Below are 16,392 nucleotides of genomic sequence, written 5' to 3'. Positions count from 1 at the left end.
AAAACAGCAACCGCACATTGGCACAGTTAGTGTAATTCCCTTATAAGCCCAGTAGTTACTCAGTCATCGAGCAGGTAAATGCGTTGCAATGTGCAAATCATGCCATCGATAAGGAATATCAATGCTGCTAACCCGATTACATCACATGCTTAAAGCTATTCATCAAGGCTTTAGTGCCATTGGTAGAAGTATGTTATGGCTGGGGTCGGCGCAATTTAGCGGCCGAATTGTGCGCTTGATTTCCAGTATTTTATTAGCCCGATTGCTCACCCCAGAAATATTTGGCCAAGTTGCCATTATTTTAACGATGTTTGAACTCATCTGTACAGGAACACGTCGTATCACTTCAGCCGCGCTCATTCGCATGGAGCAAGAACAGTTTAATGCCTACCTACCTAGCGCCAATATGATTAACTTTATTAGTTGTATTATCGCGATGGGATTAATGCTGTTAATGGCAAAAGTGCTTAGCTGGCATTATCAAACCGACGTATTCACGCTCCCCATTGTCGTGATGTCCACCAGCTTTCTTATTTTGCCTTGGGGTATGCAATACGCAACCTTACACCTTCGCAATAATCAAATGCGCATTGTTGGCCGCGCTAACTTGTGGCAAACCATCATTGATGGCTTGCTCACTGCATTATTAGCCTTACTTGGTTTTGGCATTTGGGCAATTATTTTGCCTAAAGTGTTGGTTATTTTTGTTTGGCTAGCGATACATCGTTATCACAACCCTTTACCTGCACCAACATTACAACAACCCGTGTCACTTACCAAAGTGACCTATTTACTACGCTTTGGTTTCCCCGTTATCTGCAGCGACATCACTATCGCCTTACGCCAACACATTGATTATTTATTAATTGGCTACTTTATGGGCGTAGAAGCATTAGGTCTCTATTTCTTTGCTTACAACATTAGTTTGGGGGTGAGTTTAGGCATTATCAGTAGTTTTGGCACTGTATTTTACAGCCATATCTGTCATGACGAACAAGCCAACCAGCGCAGTAAATTTATTAATAGCACTGCGGCCATTATGACAGTAACCGTGCCAGTCATTGCAATTCAAACCCTATTCGCCCCTTGGTATGTGCCTCTGGTTTACGGTGAGCAATGGCTCAACACCGATGCTGTCGCACTGTTTACTTTTTTATGTTTAAGCGGATTGACTCGTCCGTTAGCGGAAGCTGCCAGTCAATTATTGTTAGCTAATGGTTTAAGTAAACTCAATTTACAGTTCAATATCACATTAACCTTAATTTTAGGCTTGGTCATTGCAGTCAGTAGTCAAATCTCATTAATTGCCATTGCTCAAGGTGTCATGGCCTGTTGTTTAATTTTTATGCCGCTATTTTGTTTTTTGAGTTATCAAAAAGTCTATAAATCAGCGCGACCTATTTCTGTTGGAGAAACATTATGAATACGAAAATGTCAGTTATCATGCCTGTTTACAACGTGGAAAAATTTGTCAAACAAGCCATTGAATCAGTATTAAGCCAAACACTAGAAAATTTTGAGTTGCTCATTGTTAACGATTGTGCGACAGACAATAGCTTATCGATTTGCCAAAGTTTTAATGACAATCGAATTCGAATCATCAATCACCCAGTAAATCGAGGCTTAGCCGCTGCCAGAAATACCGGCATTCGTCATGCTATTGGACGTTATGTGGCATTTATTGACAGCGATGATATTTGGCATCCCAGCAAACTAGAGCTGCATACGAAGCATTTAAATGAAAACCCCAACATAGGCTTAAGCTTCTCTCGCTCAAGCTTTATCAGCTTTGAAGGCCAACCGTTAGATTTTTATCAAATGCCAAAATTAACTGATATTGACGGCGGCCACTTATTGTGTCGAAATCCAGTGGGAAATGGCTCTGCGCCAGTATTACGTCGCAGTGCCCTTAACGATATCCGCTTTGCACACCCAACCCGAAAAGAAGCTTATAGTTGCTATTTTGATGAAGAATTTAGACAGTCTGAAGATATTGAATGTTGGTTCAGATTAATCACCACCACCCAGTGGACGATGGAAGGTTTACCACAACCACTGACCTATTACCGCCTTAATCATGGTGGATTATCCGCTAATTTAATGAAGCAATTAGCGTCTTGGGAGCAAATGGTTAGCCGAGCAAGAACTTATGCGCCACAGGTACTTAAAAAACATGAGAAAACAGCCAGAGCGTATCAATTACGCTACTTGTCTCGTCAAGCGATTAGGATAGGTGATGGTAAAATGGCGGTTAAGTTAGTCACCCAAGCATTAATGACTTCACCGCGGATTCTATTAGATGAAACCAGTCGCACGATCACCACTCTATCTGCTGCCTATTTGCAATGGATATTACCTAAATTTTGCTACCAGTATTGTGAATACCTTGGGCAAAAGGTTATTGGTCAAATCCAGAAATATAAAATTGCTCGAGATGGGGTTAAAACTGCCAATTTATCATAATGATGAGCTTATCGCGGTTGCCACTTAGCGGGCAATGTTGCAGCCAATTTTTGCATCATTGCCTAAATAGGATGAGCAATAAAACATTGCTGTTCGCCCTTTATGGATAAACCACAATTTATCACTCAATGTTTATAAGCCCTGTTTACCAAAAGGCTCTATTTACCAAAAAATCCATCGCCCCTGCTTCTCCGATTCAATCTCGGTATGGTTAATCTCTGATAATGCAGCTGTATCGACTGCAGCAATATTGACGATGCTTTCGTGCTTCCTTTTCGCTTTTTATGCCTCTTAACTACATTTTTGCAAACTGCAATCAAATCACTTCAAATTGCAAAACGCATCAACATTTGATTTTTTATATTTATAAACACACAAAAAAACACACCTATTCATTATAAAACAACAACTTAAATAATTGGCATGCTACCCGCATAGACAATATAACATATTGAATTGCCCCATAAGATGCCACAGTCATTTTGCAATTCATTACGGACTTCATATCGCCCCACATGACATTTAAACGAGGTATTTATGCTGACACCTATCACCAAAACCTCTTTCTCAATTAGATTGTTTGAGGTGTTAATTAGCCTACTTTTACTTGGACTACTTAGCCCAATTCTGGTAGTTAAATGCCTTTATTTATGGGTAAAACCTGAACCTATTTTTGAAAGAATTAGCTTTCATGGTCTAAATAAGCCATTTACCTTTATCGCCTTTCAAAGCGGGATATTCGCAAAGTCATTAGGGTTACTCAATGTCATAAAAGGCCAATTAGGCATAGTAGGCAGTCAAGCGCAATATGCGGTAGTTGAGTACCAGCCTTATCGTCTCCGTCCGGGGTTAATGTCTTTTGAACACATGCACCGTCGTATGGGGATATCATATGACGAGCACATTGACGACCTTAAGCTTAACACCCACTTATTTCATTACCTTGCTGCTTGTCTACGTTGTTTAGTCGGTTACAGTTTATCGACCCAATACATAGGAACAATTAGCCAGTGCGTCAGTATCTTTAGAGTGAAGATTGACAATTTAACCATGTCTGAGGCTGTTAATGGTCTTATTCATCAAACAAAAAATGGCCATGCCTGCGCTCATTATGCCTTTGTAAACACCGATTGCTTGAACATTGCTTACAACAACAAAACCTATCGAGAAACCCTCAACCATTGCCAACAAGTTTTTGCCGATGGCAGTGGTATTCGTTTGGCTAGCAAACTATTGCAATTTACCTTAAAAGATAATGTTAACGGCACTGATATGTTGCCACTATTGTGCGAACAAGCGGCAAAAGAGCAATTGGGAATTTATCTGCTTGGTGCAAAACCGCAAGTTGCTGAACAAGCAGCAAATAATTTACAAAAGCGTTTTCAAGGGCTCACCATAAGTGGCACTCATGATGGCTATTTTGACCCTAGCCATTCAGAGCAATTAATGACTCAAATAAATGATTCAGGTGCACACATTTTATTAGTGGCCTTAGGTGCTCCATTGCAAGAAGCATGGATTGCTAAGCATCAAGCTCAATTGAAGGTTAAAGTTGCTGTCGGTGTTGGTGGTTTATTCGACTTTTATGCCAACAAAGTCAGCCGAGCGCCATTGGCTGTGCGTCAAATGGGAATGGAATGGACTTGGCGATTGATGCAAGAACCCATGCGCATGTGGCGTCGTTACCTTATTGGCAATCCCGTGTTTACGTTTAGAGTTATCATCGGCCGCTTATTTAACAACCATTTACACGATAGTTTGGCTTTAACCCAAGACACTAAACCCAGTGAAGAAAGTTTAGATGTTTTAAGCTCAGCGGCTTACTTAGGTCAGTCAGACCTTCGTAAGCAGCAATACTTCTTTAAATTAATGCTTGCCCGTGTCAGTAAACGCACCTTTGATATTGTTGCCGCCAGCATCTTAATGTTGCTACTCAGCCCATTACTCATGTTCACCGCATTGTGTATTTATTTCGAGTCTCGCGGCGCAGTGCTGTTTACCCAAACCCGTGTGGGGCTAAACAACCAACCTTTTGTCATGTGGAAGTTTCGCTCCATGTTTATTGATGCCGAGGCAAGGCTTGCAAAATTAACCCAAGAAAATGAAATGCAAGGCGGGGTGTTATTTAAGTTGAAGTCTGACCCTAGGATCACCCGTGTGGGTAAGTTTATTCGTAAAGCATCGATTGATGAATTACCTCAACTATGGAATGTCCTCAAAGGCGATATGTCACTTGTTGGCCCAAGACCTGCATTACCTAGTGAAGTGAGTCAATACCAACCGTCTGATCACCGTCGTTTATTAACTAAACCTGGGATCACTTGTATTTGGCAAGTGTCTGGTCGATCGGATATCCCGTTTGAACGACAAGTAGAGCTAGATGTAGATTATCTTTATAAACAATCATTTAAACAAGATTTTGCTTTATTACTAAAAACAATCCCCGCAGTATTATTTGCTCGCGGCGCTTATTAGGAGACACCATTATGCAAGCAATCATTTTTGCAAATCGCAACGGTCATGAAATAACGCCATTAGACAAACATTACTGCCCAGCTTTATTACCTATTGCCAATAAAGCCGTTATTGAATACACCTTAGACAGCCTCAAGCAAAGCGGCATTCGTCACGCCAAAATCGTTGTCGCCAATGATGCAGGTAAAATTCAACAACACCTACAACAAGGTCAACGCTGGGGGGTGAAGCTAGATTACTTTCTCAGTAAACCACAAGAATCGGTTGAATCGGTATTACGTCGCATGCAATGTCAGCTTGACGAGCCATTGCTCATTATCCGCGGAGACATGTTACGCACCGCGACATTAACTCAATATATTGAACTGTGTGAACACATGCCACAAACCTATATTGGCGCGAGGATGAACGGCATGAATCCAGGCTTACTTATGCTTCCCGCCGGCATAAATCATACCCAACAATTAGACTGGCCATTAGTCAACGAACCCGTGTCGGTAAAAAGCGGTGTTAGCCAACTACTGCATGGCGAATGCTTTCATTTGCTTGATTTTGAAAACATCATTAAAGCAAATCAATATGTAATGACCCATCCACTTAACTTTGCATTAAGTGGACGCCAAATTAATCCACATAAAAACCAATGGTTTGAACATCAAGTGAATAATGAGTCGGTGCAACACTTTAATGGCAGTGTGGGTGCATTTAGCCATATTGATGCTTTAGCTACCTTAACCGAAACCGTTGTCATAGGTGAACATTGTTATATTGGCGCTTCAACGCTTTCAAACACCGTGGTGTTACCCAATACCTCAGTGGGCTCAGGGCTTAATATGCACAATATGATTGTGGCAGGCGATACCTTAATCAATGCCTTAACTAATCAAGTAACGGTAATCGACGACCCTTCAATTATTAGTGTCAGTGGCTTACAGCAATCAAGTACTGCCAATACAACCCCATTGCACCAACCCTCTATGCTTGGCCAGCAAGTACTAGCCGTCGCTTTAATGATCGTCAGTTTACCCATTATTCTAATGAGTTTTTTAAGTGCTTTTTTTTCCGGTAAAAATATCTTTGGGCGTCGATTAACCGTTAAAGCCAATGATCAATGCGCCATCGAATTAGTCGAGCTCAATACCAACCATGCGCTGATAAACCGCTTACCGCAATTAAGCCATGTAATAAGCGGTAAATTACACCTGCTTGGCGCAGCCCCCATTGAAATAAAGCCTAGGTTAAACCTTGTCAATGAGACACAACAAGACACTTCAGCCAACGCTATTGATAAAAAATTTGGAGTATTTGGGCCTGTACAACTATTTTTAAATTCAGCGCCTCAAGAAGAAATAACCTTGATAGAAATGGAATATTCACTGCTTTCTCAATGGGATTATGCTCGCCGCCTACTGACATTAAAGTAGGCCTACCCCCTCGATATTATGACTGTTAAAACAAGGACAAGATGATGAAAACAATTTTAACCTACGGCACATTTGACTTGTTTCATGTTGGCCATATTCGATTATTCAAACGTCTCAGTCAGTTGGGCGATCAACTTATTGTCGGTGTGTCGACCGATGAATTTAACACCTTAAAAAATAAATCAGCCTATTTTTGCTACCAAGAACGCAGAGAAATTGTCGAAAGCTGTAAATATGTTGATATGGTTATTCCTGAAAGTAATTGGCAACAAAAGCGTGGCGACATCATCCGCTTGCAGGCTGATATTTTTGCTATCGGCGATGATTGGTTAGGCAAATTTGATGATTTGAGTGATATTTGTAAGGTCATGTATTTAAAACGTACCAAAGAAATATCTACCACAGATATAAAGAAGTCTTTAGCCGTCGCGAGTCGGCCTCAGTGCCTAAGCGCATAGGCCGTAGAGCAATAGATGAATAAATAGCACTAAGCCATACAGAGAAATATTGTTGAGTCAATGACCAATAAGTGGCAGTTCCATACAAGGAGTAGGCAATGCTAAGGACCAGCAAAACGAGCATATTAAAAGCGAGTGTCAAGATAGTCATTGTGGCGATATTATCATTTATTGCAGCCAAGGTTACTCGGCAACAAAAGGCGGTGTGTGGCTCTTATCGCAATCAATTTTCTGATAATGCCAAGTATCTATTTTTACACTGGCACCAAAGCCAAACCATGAATGCTATTTGGATTAGCGGTGACAAATTATTAGTAAAAAGGTTAACAGAACAAGGACTTATGGCATTTTACCGTTGGTCTGCAATGGGGATTTATCATGCATTAACCGCTAAATATTATGTCTACAACAGCTATATAGGCGATGTAAATCAATACTTTGCTAATGGTGCTATCAAAATAAATTTATGGCATGGTTCGCCATTAAAACGAATTGAATTTGATATTAATAACGGCCCAATGCAGCACATTTTTCACCCGCAAACACAACTGGAAAAGCTGATTGCTAAAGGTTTATATCATCAACAATTAACCCGTGCAGACTTGATGCTAGCACCCAGTGAATTAGTTGCTACCCTCTTTAGCAGCGCATTTAAATTACCTAAAGCAAGTCTATTAAAATGTGGTAACCCTCGAACAGATTATTATCAACGCTATTCAGGGCAAGACATCGCTACCCTTCATGCTTTACTCAACTTATCAGCACAACAAATTAAGCAAACTAACATCATTTTATATGCACCATCTTGGCGTGACTCCGCTTTAGCAACAGGTCAAAACCCATACACTCAAGCAATTGACTTTGAGATATTAAATAATCACTTGATGACCAATAATCAAATCATGTTGTTACGTTTTCATCCCAATGAAGCGCACTTTTCAACTGCGCTTAACCAATATCGTCATATTGTAGACATTACCGATTGGGAAGATATTTATGGTATTTTATCGGTCATCGACGTGTTAATTTCTGACTATTCATCGATCTATATTGACGCCCTACCTAACCACTGTGATATTGCCTTTTATAAATTTGATAAAGACCATTATCAAACCCAATGCCGCCGGCAATACCCTTTTACAGAAGAACTCCCCAGCATTGGCCCTACTTTGACTCATTTTGAAGAGTTAATGAACTACCTCACAATGCATTCTTACAATGCCCCCGACGCCCCTGATTTAGCCAGAAACTCAACCATCGACTTATTTTGGGAGTATGCAACTAACAGTAGTTTTGACTGTATTGACCATTGGGTTGCCCAACAACAATCAAAGTCCATATATCCAATCACACCTTCTCAGCAGCGTCTATAATGACTAAAAAATAAACTTATTTACCTTGGTACATGCCAGAAAAGCCGGGAATATTAAGCTCCCATCGGGGAGTAACATCACCAATGTAATGGCGAGCTGCATCTAAAAATAGCCGTGTTCGTACAGGCAAATCCCGATGTGGATAAACCGCATACATGGCTTTGTAATCTGGTAACTGAATATGAGTAAGCATCGGAACCAATTTGTCACCATGAATATGATTAGCAAATAAGAAGCTTGGCGCAATAAAAAAGGCGGTGTGCGATAACGCTTTAGCCAGCAACGCTTCGACATCATTAGAGCGAAAAACCGGATTAATGACTTGTTGCTGAGCAGCGCCATTAGCATCAATAAAATCAATGGTATTAAAGCGAATGTGGGAACTACTGTACATGGCCGCAGGCAATTGAGCTAAATCAGTCATGTCTTTAGGCTCACCAAATGTATCAATAAATGTTTGGGTTGCCAAAATCATCATTCGGTTACGCGCAAGTTTACGCGCAATTAATGACGAGTCTTTAGGTTCGCCGACTCTAAACGTTAAATCAAAGCCTTCTGAAATAATATCAATGACACGGTCTTCTAAACGCAGCTCTATCGTAACTTGAGGAAAACGTTTTTGAAAATCGTTAATTACCGGCATTAAATAATATTTACCGATGTAACCTGATGAGGTAATCCGTAATAAGCCGCGAGGCTCTTGATGGTAGTTTTCAGCTAATTGCACCGTGTCTTGCAGCATTAACCGCAACTCTTTAGCTTTTTTTACCATCTCAGCACCGGCGGCGGTAAGCGAAAAAGAGCGTGTGGTTCGGTTAAGCAACCTAACCCCAAGTCGTTCTTCTAGCTTGGTAATTTGTTTGGAAATAACAGAGCGGTCAATGTTGCGCATTTCTGCAGCTTTAGAAAAAGATCCCTGCTCAACTACTTCCAATAACATGATCAATCGACTTGTTGTATCCATTAACTCAACCTTAATGAGTTTATCATTGGTGCTATTTTGGCACTAATGAATTAAAAAAAACACTATATATGTCATCAACTGAAATCCGTAGAATCGCTCGCCTCAACTTTTTTGGAGAATGTCATGAAAAATATCAGCTACACATTAAGTGCCATCATCTTGGCCGTGTTGCTTAGCGGTTGTAATCAATCAAATGCTCAACAAGGGCAACAGCCCCCACCATTAACGATTGATGTTGCCGATGTTCAAATTAAATCAATACAGTCATGGCACACATTTACCACTCGTTTAGAAGCGCCTCATCACGTCTCACTTAAACCTCGAGTGTCAGGTCAAATTGAGAAAGTGTTATTTCAAGAAGGCCAACAAGTCACCAAAGGTCAGGTACTTTTTAGCATTGACCCAAGACAATTTAATACTGAAGTCAAAAGCCTTCAGGCGCAGTTAGTCAGTGCAGAAGCTGGGCTTGAACAAGCAGAACATGAAGCGCGCCGAGCCAAACATTTAGCGGCCCAAAAAGCGATGTCAACCGAACAAGCCGACCAACGTCAGTCAACACTTCGCCAAGCTATCGCAGGGCGTGATGCCATTGAAGCGCAATTAGAGTCAGCTAAATTAAACCTAGAATTTAGCCAAGTTAAAGCCCCTATCTCGGGAATTATTTCACGTGCTATGGCCACTGAAGGTAACTTCGTTAGCGCTGGTCAAACTGTATTAACAACGTTAGTGTCTGACGACAAATTATATGCCTATTTTGATATTGATGAGCGCACTTGGGAGCAAAAATTCTCTAATGTTAAAGCCTCTGATCATATTAAAGTCATGATGCAACGCCTTAACGGTCAAGCTGATATCAGTGGTTATATTGATTTCATTGATAACCGTATCAACCCAACAACCGGTACATTACGCGTTCGCGGTGTATTTGACGCTAAGCCGTACCATTTAAAACCCGGCGCTTTTGCTCGCTTATCATTGGCAGCAGACGATGCGACCCCTACGGCAATTGTGCCAGAACGCGCCATCGGTACCGACCTTAAAAACCGATTTGTATTAGTTGTTGATGAACATAACACCTTGCAATATCGCCCTGTTGTTTTAGGTAACCGTTATGGTCAATTACGTGCAATTACTTCTGGGTTAACCCAAGGCGATCGCGTTGCAGCTAATGGACCAGCCCGTGTAGGCCCAGGCATGCCGATAACCCCGAATATGGTCAAACTCGATTTCAGCAACATTCAACTGGTGTTAGAGCAAGCTGGTGACACTCAAACATTATCAAATGATGCAAAGTAAGAGAATCTTATGAACTTTTCACATTTTTTTATTCGCAGACCCATATTTGCGATCATGCTTTCACTGGTGTTTGTTATAGCGGGTTTGCTTGCACTAACCCAGCTTCCTGTCAGTGAATACCCTGAAGTTGTGCCACCCACTGTTGTGGTCAGTGCCAACTATCCTGGTGCTAACCCTAAAGTTATCGCTCAAACGGTAGCCGCACCGTTAGAACAAGAAATGAATGGTTTAGAGAACATGCTTTACTATTCATCGCAATCAACCAGTGACGGACATTTAAGCTTAACCGTGACCTTTGCACTTGGAACCGATTTAGACCAAGCCCAAGTTCAAGTTCAAAATAGAGTCAACAATGCCTTGCCACGTTTACCACAAGATGTGCAACGTTTAGGGGTTTCTGCTGAAAAGAAATCGCCGAACTTAGCATTAGTGGTGCACTTGTACTCTCCTGATAATTCAAGAGACAGTGCTTACATGGCTAACTATGCCGATCTTTATATACAAGATGAATTAAAACGCCTGCCTGGTGTGGGTGATATTTTGTTATTTGGTGGAGCTAAATACGCTATGCGCGTTTGGTTAAACCCAGATGCACTTGCACAGCACAACTTAACCGCCACAGATGTGATGGCTGCACTGCGCGCTCAAAACCAACAAGTAGCCGCGGGCTCACTTGGCGCGCAACCCACGTCGTCTGATAACCAATTTCAAGTATTACTTAACGTCAAAGGCCGTTTAGAAAGCATTGATGAATTTAAAAAGGTGGTTTTACACGTAGGTAAAAATGGTGAAATCACTCGATTAAATGACGTCGCAAAGATAGAACTCGGGCAAGAAAACTACGCCCTACGCGCCATGTTAAACAACAAAACAGCTCTAGCGATCCCAGTATTCCAACGTCCAGGGTCAAATGCGATTCAGTTGTCTGACGATGTGCGCAGTACCATGGACCGTTTGTCAGCATCTTTCCCTCAAGGCATGACATATGACATCGCATACGACCCAACCGTGTTTGTGCGCGGCTCTATTGAAGCGGTTATTCACACGTTAATTGAAGCCATTTTGTTAGTTGTGATTGTTGTGATTGTGTTCTTACAAACATGGCGCGCATCGATTATTCCACTTATTGCAGTGCCAGTATCGCTAATTGGTACTTTTGCAATGATGCAAATACTGGGCGTTTCCATTAACACCTTGTCGCTATTTGGACTGGTGTTAGCCATCGGTATTGTGGTCGATGATGCCATTGTGGTGGTTGAAAACGTTGAGCGTAATATTGCCGCTGGACATAGTCCGTTTGAGGCAACCAAAATTGCCATGAGTGAAGTCACCGGCCCCATTATTGCCATTGCTTTTGTGTTATGTGCGGTATTTATTCCAACGGCATTTATTTCAGGTTTATCGGGCCAGTTTTATAAACAATTTGCGTTAACCATTACTATTTCAACCCTCATATCGGCATTTAACTCATTAACGCTTTCACCTGCGTTAGCTGCGCTGTTACTAAAAGCACACGATGCACCTGAAGATAAGTTAACCAATGTGCTTAACAAGTTATTTGGTAACTGGTTATTTAAACCCTTTAATCGCATTTTTGATAAAGGCAGTAACGGTTATCAAGCATTGGTGAAAAAGCTAATTCGCTTTAGCGTAGTCGTTGGGGTGATATATATTGGATTAGTTGGCTCAACCGTTGGTTTATTCCACAGCGTGCCAGGTGGCTTTATCCCACAACAAGATAAACAATACCTCGTTGCTATTGCGCAATTACCTGATGCGGCCAGTTTAGACCGAACCTCTGATGTGATTAAACATATGCAAGCCATTGCTTTGAAAGTACCAGGTGTTGCCAATACTGTTGCCTTCCCTGGTTTGTCGGTTAATGGCTTCACCAACAGTACCAATAGCGGCATTGTGTTTGTCACCTTAGATGACTTTAGCCAACGTAAAGCGGCTAATATGTCAGCCAACGCCATTGCAATGCAGTTAAATCAGCAATTTAGTGCTATTGATGAAGCATTTGTTGCGGTATTCCCGCCACCACCAATATTAGGTTTAGGCACAACAGGTGGCTTTAAATTACAACTTGAAGACCGAGGCAATAAAGGTTTTGCCGCGCTGTTTGATGCATTGCAAGCCACGATTGGCCAAGCGCAAAAGAATCCCGCTTTAACGGGGTTATTCTCAAGCTATCGTATTCAAGTGCCACAAATGGACATTAATATTGATCGTGAACAAGCCCTGATCCAAGGGATTCGATTGGATGACGTGTTCAGTACTTTGCAAGTGTACTTAGGCTCCGCTTATGTCAATGACTTCAACATGTTTGGCCGAACATATCAGGTAAAAGCACAAGCAGAGGCCAAATACCGTAGCAAGCGTGAACAAATTTTAAACTTAAAAATACGTAACGCTGCAGGTGACATGTTGCCACTTGGTTCGGTTGTCACTGTTACGCCAACGATTGGTCCAGACCGTGTGCAACGCTATAACGGCTATATAACTGCAGAGTTAAATGGTAGCCCAGCACCGGGATATAGCTCAGACCAAGCCAAAGAAGCCATTGAACAGGTCATGATAACCTCACTGCCTGAAGGCATTACTTATGAGTGGACCGAGGTGACTTACCAGCAAATATTAGCCGGTAACACTATGGTGTATGTCTTCCCATTAGTGGTGTTGTTAGTCTTTATGGTACTCGCTGCGCAATACGAGAGCTTACGCTTACCTTTAGCGATTATTTTAATTGTGCCAATGACCATATTCTCAGCACTTGCTGGTGTCTATGCACTGGGTGGTGATAACAATATGTTCACTCAAATTGCGCTAATTGTACTGGTGGCGCTGGCATCCAAAAACGCCATTTTAATGGTGGAGTTTGCCCGAGATCAGCACTTAAAAGGCGCAAATCATTTAGATGCAATTGTCGAAGCATGCCGACTACGTTTACGTCCTATTTTAATGACCTCTATTGCCTTCACTGCTGGGGTTATCCCGTTAGTGTTTGCCAGTGGCGCCGGCGCTGAAATGCGTCAAGCTATGGGCGATGCGGTATTCTTTGGCATGATAGGCGTAACCTTCTTTGGTCTGTTATTTACCCCTGTTTTCTATCGTTTAGTCACGCCTAAGGATTAGTAGTAATGAAAGCAATCACATTGGCGTTAACGTCATTGAGTATTGCTGTACTGGCGGGGTGCACCAGCGCCCCACTAGCGCAACAACAAGCTCAAACAACCGCCGTATTTACCAAACAAGTAAGTCAAGATGCCATGTTGCAAGGGCTTACTGAGCAATCTGAACTCGCTTGGTGGCAACAACTCGATAGCCCACAGCTAAATACATTGGTTAATCAAACATTATCTGGTAACCAAGACCTCAAAGCCGCAGCAGCAAGACTACAAGCGGCAATTGCGAGATTAAGTGCACAAAACAAAACGTTATGGCCCCAAGGTGATGTTCAAGCCAATGGCATTCGCGGCAATACCTCAAGTACCAGCAACCCAAATGGTCAAGTACAAGCGTCAACATCTGCTGGTGGACGTTTATCTTGGCAACCTGATTTATCGGGTAGATTAAGCGCCTTAAGCGCAGCAGCACAAGCGGGAGCGAATGATCAACAAGGTCAATATCAAACAATGGTCAATGCCCTTGTCAGCGCCACAGTACACGGGTATCTGCAATGGCAAAATTTACATTTACGCGAACAAATAACCCAAAGTCGACTAAAAAATTTAGAAGATTCAATGGCTATTTTACAAGTACAAATAAAAGAAGGCATGGCGACTGAATTAGCCTTTGATCGTACTCAAGCCCAATATTTTGAATTTAAACAACAGCTTCCGCTTATTGCAATTAAGCGTGCTCAAGTTGAACAAACCTTGGCCGTATTACTTAATAAGCAAGCCAATCAATTGAACTTAACTGCATTAACTATGACGCAATACAATGCGCTGAGTTTACATGTTGCAGTTAAATCACCGCAAATTGCCGTAATGCAGCGCGGCGATGTGCAATCGGCTATGCAGCAACTAACCCAACAAAGCCAAATAGCTAACAGTGCCGCGCGCGCGTTATATCCAGATATCAGCTTGTCAGCCTTTGCAGGGATAATAAGTGCCCCGGGGCTTAACTTTGACCATAGCCAATCAAACTGGCAAATAACCCCAACTATTAGTTGGTCGTTATTTAGTTACCCGCAACTGCTTGCTCAATTAGACAATCAAACAGCCTTAACTGAGGCCAGTTATCACCACTACAAACAAGTGTTAACAGAGGTATTGTCTACAACAGAGCTGTCTTTGCGCACATTAGAGCGAACAAAACAGCAATTAGATTACGCCAACAAACGAGTTAATGCCGCCGAAAACGCGCTAATTCAAGCACAAGATAGTTACCAAGAAGGACAACAGTCTTATTTTGAACTGTTAAATGCACAACAAGATGTATTAATTGCGGAGCAGTCACAGATGATAATTCATGATCAATGGTTAAATGCAGGGGTGAATGTTTACAGTGAACTCAGCGGCAAATGGGCAAGTGAATTATTGCGTTAAGTGATTAATCGATAAATAATATCTGCCTCAAAATAGGTTGTTATCGGCATTAATTAATCGGCACAGGGGAAACATGTTAACCATACCTAGCAACATGAATACCATTGAGTTACATCAACGTGATTGTGGTTTTGAATTACAAATGGCAACGCAAGCTGTGCCGCAAATAAGCGGAACACAACTGCTCGTTAAAATTGAATATGTAGCCTTAAATCAATGTGACGCCCGATTATCAAAGCAAGGCTTTAAGCATTGGCAATATCCACATATTTTAGGCTTTGATGCCGTAGGAACGGTAGTTCAAGCGGAAAAAGGCATCTTTCCCATCGTTGGCTCTAAGGTGTTATTTAATGCCAGCCAAGCTGAGCAAGGTATGTTAAAAGAGTATACCGCGATTCCTAATTATGCAGTGACAGTCGTGCCTGAAGGGATAACTAATGATCTAGCAGTGGTATTACCGACGTCGGGTATGGCAGCGTTATTGGCGATTGAAAAGCTGCAATTACAACAAGGCGACGCCATTGCTATTAGCAACGCTCAAGATGGAGTTGGCCATTTTGCCATTCAATACGCCAAACAAAAAGGGGCTCAGGTTTTTGCTTTAGCTCCCAAAGCGCACCATAAGCGCTTACGTAAACTCGGTGCTGATTTCACCATTAATTGCCAGTCACAGAAAATAGGTGAACAAATTAAGCATGAGCTTGGTCAACCAGGCTTTGATTGTATTATCAACAACCAAGGTGGTGATAGCTTTATTGAAGACTTAAACCGTTTACGATTTGGTGGCCGTATTGCCTGTTTAAACGGCTTTAATCAACCCGACCCTGACACCTTATTCGAAAAGTCACCTAATATTCATGTTATTTCAGTTGGCGGTGCTTGGTTATCGAATAGTTTATGTGCCCAACAACATTTAGGTTTTATGGGGGAAAAGTTATTAAATGATATCGGTAATGGTGACATTATTGCCCCACAAATTGAACATATTGAATTTAATGTTGCGGCAATCGATGATGCCCTTGAAAAGATACGGTCAAACACCTTGGCAACTCGGCCTACGGTTAAGATTTGTTAATATAAAGTAGCTCAAACAAGCAGCTGTTTACTATTTAACCGCTCGAAGGTTAACTACATAAGCCTTTGAATAAAATAATATTTATTCTTTAACACAGCAATAATCTGATCAAATTCATGCCTTGTACCAGTATCATTGTTGCGGTTTTCGTTTAAATCCCGACCTAATGGATAAAAAATAAACTGTGATCTTGATCATTAAAATTACCTTGAGATTGCGTTAGCTTTAACTTAAGTACACAGCAAAGCAAATAAGTTAAGGTAACATTATGGATTTCATTCGACATCTCCCAGCAGTATTTTCATTTCTAT

General features: G+C 41.6%; 11 protein-coding genes. 10 read left to right on the top strand and 1 reads right to left on the bottom strand.

Features of this window, described 5'->3' with window-relative positions:
* Nucleotides 1–121: 121 nt before the first annotated feature.
* The 6 genes from G3R48_RS02275 (at nucleotide 122) to G3R48_RS02250 (ending at nucleotide 8,193) form a co-directional block, all read left to right on the top strand.
* Nucleotides 122–1,423: an oligosaccharide flippase family protein gene (locus tag G3R48_RS02275; protein WP_153660712.1), complete on the top strand. Its 1,302-nt coding sequence runs from the start codon at nucleotides 122–124 to the stop codon at nucleotides 1,421–1,423.
* Nucleotides 1,420–2,463, top strand: a complete 1,044-nt coding sequence (locus G3R48_RS02270; protein WP_153660714.1) for a glycosyltransferase family 2 protein — start codon at nucleotides 1,420–1,422, stop codon at nucleotides 2,461–2,463. Before G3R48_RS02275 ends, G3R48_RS02270 begins: the two co-directional genes overlap by 4 nt.
* 537 nt (nucleotides 2,464–3,000) lie before the next feature.
* Complete coding sequence (locus tag G3R48_RS02265; RefSeq protein WP_153660716.1) at nucleotides 3,001–4,938, top strand: WecB/TagA/CpsF family glycosyltransferase; 1,938 nt, start codon at nucleotides 3,001–3,003, stop codon at nucleotides 4,936–4,938.
* A gap of 11 nt (nucleotides 4,939–4,949) precedes the next feature.
* Nucleotides 4,950–6,362 (top strand): sugar phosphate nucleotidyltransferase, encoded by a 1,413-nt coding sequence (locus tag G3R48_RS02260; protein ID WP_153660718.1) that lies wholly within the window; start codon nucleotides 4,950–4,952, stop codon nucleotides 6,360–6,362.
* Nucleotides 6,363–6,406: 44 nt separating this feature from the next.
* Nucleotides 6,407–6,820 carry a glycerol-3-phosphate cytidylyltransferase gene (gene tagD, locus G3R48_RS02255; RefSeq protein WP_153660720.1) on the top strand — a complete coding sequence of 138 codons (414 nt, stop codon included), beginning with the start codon at nucleotides 6,407–6,409 and terminating at the stop codon, nucleotides 6,818–6,820.
* 98 nt (nucleotides 6,821–6,918) lie between these two features.
* Complete coding sequence (locus tag G3R48_RS02250; RefSeq protein ID WP_153660722.1) at nucleotides 6,919–8,193, top strand: CDP-glycerol glycerophosphotransferase family protein; 1,275 nt, start codon at nucleotides 6,919–6,921, stop codon at nucleotides 8,191–8,193.
* 16 nt (nucleotides 8,194–8,209) lie between these two features.
* On the opposite strand, the gene G3R48_RS02245 is transcribed toward G3R48_RS02250, so the two are convergent.
* The gene (locus G3R48_RS02245) at nucleotides 8,210–9,157 is read right to left on the bottom strand and encodes a LysR family transcriptional regulator (RefSeq protein WP_153660723.1); all 948 of its coding nucleotides are present in this window, start codon (nucleotides 9,155–9,157) and stop codon (nucleotides 8,210–8,212) included.
* A 123-nt stretch (nucleotides 9,158–9,280) separates the two neighbouring features.
* Here G3R48_RS02245 and G3R48_RS02240 point away from each other — a divergent pair, with 123 nt between their 5' ends.
* The 4 genes from G3R48_RS02240 to G3R48_RS02225 all read left to right on the top strand — a co-directional run bounded on the left by G3R48_RS02240 (nucleotide 9,281) and on the right by G3R48_RS02225 (nucleotide 16,081).
* Nucleotides 9,281–10,453 (top strand): efflux RND transporter periplasmic adaptor subunit, encoded by a 1,173-nt coding sequence (locus G3R48_RS02240; RefSeq protein WP_153660725.1) that lies wholly within the window; start codon nucleotides 9,281–9,283, stop codon nucleotides 10,451–10,453.
* Between the two features lie 9 nt (nucleotides 10,454–10,462).
* A complete protein-coding gene (locus G3R48_RS02235; RefSeq protein ID WP_153660727.1) occupies nucleotides 10,463–13,588 on the top strand; it encodes an efflux RND transporter permease subunit in 3,126 nt (1,041 codons plus the stop codon).
* Nucleotides 13,589–13,593: 5 nt separating this feature from the next.
* Nucleotides 13,594–15,006: a TolC family protein gene (locus tag G3R48_RS02230; RefSeq protein ID WP_153660729.1), complete on the top strand. Its 1,413-nt coding sequence runs from the start codon at nucleotides 13,594–13,596 to the stop codon at nucleotides 15,004–15,006.
* Nucleotides 15,007–15,079: 73 nt separating this feature from the next.
* The gene (locus G3R48_RS02225; RefSeq protein ID WP_153660731.1) at nucleotides 15,080–16,081 is read left to right on the top strand and encodes a zinc-binding dehydrogenase; all 1,002 of its coding nucleotides are present in this window, start codon (nucleotides 15,080–15,082) and stop codon (nucleotides 16,079–16,081) included.
* Nucleotides 16,082–16,392: the final 311 nt, after the last annotated feature.

The organism is Shewanella intestini (assembly GCF_018221465.1).
Classification (GTDB): Bacteria; Pseudomonadota; Gammaproteobacteria; order Enterobacterales; family Shewanellaceae; genus Shewanella; species Shewanella intestini.
Note: the sequence above shows the minus strand (reverse complement) of the source record. Positions and strands in the feature narration are given on the sequence as shown.